General features: G+C 33.9%; 6 protein-coding genes. 2 read left to right on the forward strand and 4 right to left on the reverse strand.

The genetic code is table 11. From position 1 onward, the window contains the following. Positions 1–668 precede the first annotated feature (668 nt). Entirely contained in the window at positions 669–1,616 is a 948-nt protein-coding gene (gene repM, locus EXE10_RS20415; protein WP_130114554.1) for a replication initiation protein RepM, read from the forward strand. A gap of 6 nt (positions 1,617–1,622) precedes the next feature. Continuing rightward, positions 1,623–1,958: a hypothetical protein gene (locus tag EXE10_RS20420; protein WP_046661254.1), complete on the forward strand. Its 336-nt coding sequence runs from the start codon at positions 1,623–1,625 to the stop codon at positions 1,956–1,958. A 4-nt stretch (positions 1,959–1,962) separates the two neighbouring features. Here the strand turns inward: EXE10_RS20420 and EXE10_RS20425 are convergent, their stop codons facing one another. From EXE10_RS20425 to EXE10_RS20440, 4 genes are all read right to left on the reverse strand, one after another. Continuing rightward, positions 1,963–2,232 carry a type II toxin-antitoxin system RelE/ParE family toxin gene (locus tag EXE10_RS20425; protein ID WP_130114555.1) on the reverse strand — a complete coding sequence of 90 codons (270 nt, stop codon included), beginning with the start codon at positions 2,230–2,232 and terminating at the stop codon, positions 1,963–1,965. Then, positions 2,232–2,519: a CopG family ribbon-helix-helix protein gene (locus tag EXE10_RS20430; protein WP_130114556.1), complete on the reverse strand. Its 288-nt coding sequence runs from the start codon at positions 2,517–2,519 to the stop codon at positions 2,232–2,234. The genes EXE10_RS20425 and EXE10_RS20430 overlap by 1 nt, the downstream gene beginning before the upstream one ends. 95 nt (positions 2,520–2,614) lie before the next feature. Beyond that, entirely contained in the window at positions 2,615–2,773 is a 159-nt protein-coding gene (locus tag EXE10_RS20435; RefSeq protein ID WP_130114557.1) for an acetyltransferase, read from the reverse strand. 11 nt (positions 2,774–2,784) lie between these two features. Further along, entirely contained in the window at positions 2,785–3,075 is a 291-nt protein-coding gene (locus EXE10_RS20440) for a hypothetical protein (protein ID WP_130114558.1), read from the reverse strand. Positions 3,076–3,109 lie beyond the last annotated feature (34 nt).

The raw sequence follows: 3,109 nt of genomic DNA on the forward strand, positions 1-3,109 counted from the left end.
TTGCAGTATAAAAACGTACAAATTAGCGGTTTTTAAGAACCCAGTCCTCTTTAAGAGGCTGGGTTTTTCCAATCAATAACTAAAATTCATTTAATTGCTCACCATTTGCGCTCTAAGCAACTTTTAAACACATGATGTAGGGTAGGTTAAAAAAAAATAAAAAGCCCTATACAGCCGCTTTTTTTGCGTTTAATCGCCATCTTTAACGAGTGTCTACGAGTGACACAAAGAAAATTCGCTTATTCCCCTCTCTGAAAAACCGCTTTTGCTTTTTTTAAATTACTGGAGATAGTTTTTAGCGAGTGTCTACGAGCGACACATTGAAGCTTTTGCTTTTCAAAAAGTATGAGCATAGCGAATACATTATCAGTGCTTTTGACTTTGCTTTTGCTCTTGAAACGACACGAGCGAAGCGAGTGCCATAGCCTTTGATTTTTATTCTTTTGGGCTTTTAATATATTTTAAAGCTTTTAAATACTTTTAGACTGGATGAAATCCGCACAGGGCTTGGGATACAGCTAGTATATGACACCAAATTCTATTAGATAAAGCACCAAATTCTATTAGATAAAGCACCAAATTCTATTAAATAAAACACCAAATTCTATTGATTTAACACCATAAATAAAATATGGTGCTAAATATAATAATGCAATTGTATTTTTAATATGAAAAATGAATTAATAGTTAAAGATAATGCTCTGATTAATGCTAGCTACAATCTTGAGTTAACCGAACAAAGGCTCATTTTATTAGCGATCATGTCTGCAAGAGAATCTGGACTAGGTATTACAGCGGACAGTACAATTGAAATACATGCAAAAGAGTATGCCGACAGATTTAACGTAACAATTGATGCTGCATATAAAGCTCTTAAAGAAGCAGCTAATACTCTTTTTGAAAGAAAATTTTACTATACAAAACAAGTACATGATTACCCGCAACTAAAAATATATATGTTTAAATCTCGTTGGGTTAGTCGGATTGCATATGCCGATGATTTTGCAACACTAGCAATTACTTTTGCTCCAGATGTAGTACCACTGATTACTCGACTAGAAGAACGGTTTACATACTACCAATTCAAGCAGATAGCTCAGCTCACCAGTAAATATGCAATTCGCTTGTATGAATTACTGATTGCATGGCGTGAGATTGGTAAAATGCCACTTATTGAATTGTCTGATTTTCGGAAAAAAATAGGTGTTGAACCTGATGAATATCAAAGAATGGAGTTATTTAAAAGGCGTGTATTAGAACCGGCAATTAAACAAATTAACGGACACACTGATATAACTGTGTCGTATGATCAACATAAAAAAGGACGTACTATTTCAGGCTTTTCATTTAGATTTAAACAGAAGCAACAGCCTAAAATTGAAAAACTGATTGATCCAAAGCGCGACACTAATACTCCTGATTTTTTTATCCAAATGACCGATGCACAGCGCCATCTATTTGCAAATAAAATGTCTGAAATTCCCGAAATGTCTAAGTATTCACAAGGAACCGAAAGCTACCAACAGTTTGCTATTCGTATTGCAGATATGCTTTTACAACCTGAAAAATTTAGGGAACTTTATCCAATCTTAGAAAAAGCTGGATTTAAGAGATAAAAAACAATGAATAAAAATACTTTTATCAAAAAATTCTTAGAAACTTATGTAAATACAACCACAAATCACCCTGATGAATCATACGACCACATAGATTTTGATGTAATGATTAGTCCCAAATATGAAAATAGAAGCTGTATTGCTGTATTTTCAGGTGATCATGGAATATTCCCGATTATTTTAGAAATAACAGATAACCCATACCATATGGAACTTGGATATATTGATGTCTTTCTAATTTCAAATAAGCCAGTCAGAAGAAGTAAAAAGCAACGTGACTTATTGAAGTTAATTATGAAATATCTACAAGAAAATAGTTTGCTGAAATTTAGTCATGACTAAATTTTCAAGAAATTTGTTGTGATGTATGTAAAACCCTCAAAATACGCACATTTTCAGTAATGTCATACACCACAACATAGTGAGGATGAACAACTAACTCTCTTGTTCCTTTTTTCTGTCCAGTTCTCCCCATGAGATTATTATGAGCAAGCAAACTAACTTTTTCCCGAATTAAATCATCCAATTCAATTGCAGCAATTGGATTTCTTTCATCAAGATAATCATAAATTCTTTCACGATCTTGTTCTGCATCTACGGTCCAAAGAATCTTCATTATTTATTAGCAGCCAATCGTGCCAAGGTTGCAGCTCGTTTTGCTGCGAACTTTGCTTCTACGTCCTCATGCGAAATAAGATTTCCTGCATTCGCTTGGTCTAAGCCAATTTGGACTTGTTGTTGAAACCATGCATCATAAGATGCGGCTTCCTGTTGCTGTTTGACAAAATCACGCATGAAATCACGTAATAATTGCGCTCCACTACGATCAAGACTTTTAGCAAAACTAGAAAAATCTTGTTTTAACGATTCCTCGACTCGGAATGTGAAAGTTGCTTCAGACATGGTATCCACTCCAATGTGTTACATTTGAAATCTAATATAACACAAAGTGAATTAATTGGTTGAGATACCAATCTCAATAACCTTTTCTGTATCCATCACATATCAGCCAACCGTTTAAAGGTTTTTTCATGTCGGATTAGAATCTTTTTGGTCAGTAATCTGACAAGTTTTTCGCCCTCTATCCCTGTCAAATCAAGCTCTTTGATGGGTTTAATCTTGGGACGATCAACAATTTCAACGCCATATTTTTTCATTCTATATATTCCTAAAAATAATAGAATTTCAAACTAAGAAAAACGGCTGAAAGTATTGCTGTTACTACAATACCGCCGACTTTATTGCCTAGGCTATTCTTTGAAAAAAGGAAGAATCCCACTCCAACCAACATGAAAAAACCAACAAACAAAGAAATTCTGGCTTGAGATGGCTCAATTTTTAATATTGCGCCCATAGCTAATTCAAAAAAAATCGCCATGGCAAAAAAGACCGTGAAAGCCAAGCCAGCAACAATAAAACTGGTTTTAAAATCTTTAAAAAACACATCGCTTTTCTGCATAAAAACTTACTTCTCAATTAACAATTGTAAAAAT

The sequence above is a fragment of the Acinetobacter sp. WCHAc060033 genome (assembly GCF_004209125.1).
GTDB classification, from domain to species: domain Bacteria; phylum Pseudomonadota; class Gammaproteobacteria; order Pseudomonadales; family Moraxellaceae; genus Acinetobacter; species Acinetobacter wuhouensis.

Bases quoted from the DNA above. Each gene is read 5' to 3' on its own strand.
- repM (WP_130114554.1), top strand. From the start codon at position 669: ATGAAAAATGAATTAATAGTTAAAGATAATGCTCTGATTAATGCTAGC.
- EXE10_RS20420 (WP_046661254.1), top strand. From the start codon at position 1,623: ATGAATAAAAATACTTTTATCAAAAAATTCTTAGAAACTTATGTAAAT.
- EXE10_RS20425 (WP_130114555.1), bottom strand. From the start codon at position 2,232: ATGAAGATTCTTTGGACCGTAGATGCAGAACAAGATCGTGAAAGAATT.
- EXE10_RS20430 (WP_130114556.1), bottom strand. From the start codon at position 2,519: ATGTCTGAAGCAACTTTCACATTCCGAGTCGAGGAATCGTTAAAACAA.
- EXE10_RS20435 (WP_130114557.1), bottom strand. From the start codon at position 2,773: ATGAAAAAATATGGCGTTGAAATTGTTGATCGTCCCAAGATTAAACCC.
- EXE10_RS20440 (WP_130114558.1), bottom strand. From the start codon at position 3,075: ATGCAGAAAAGCGATGTGTTTTTTAAAGATTTTAAAACCAGTTTTATT.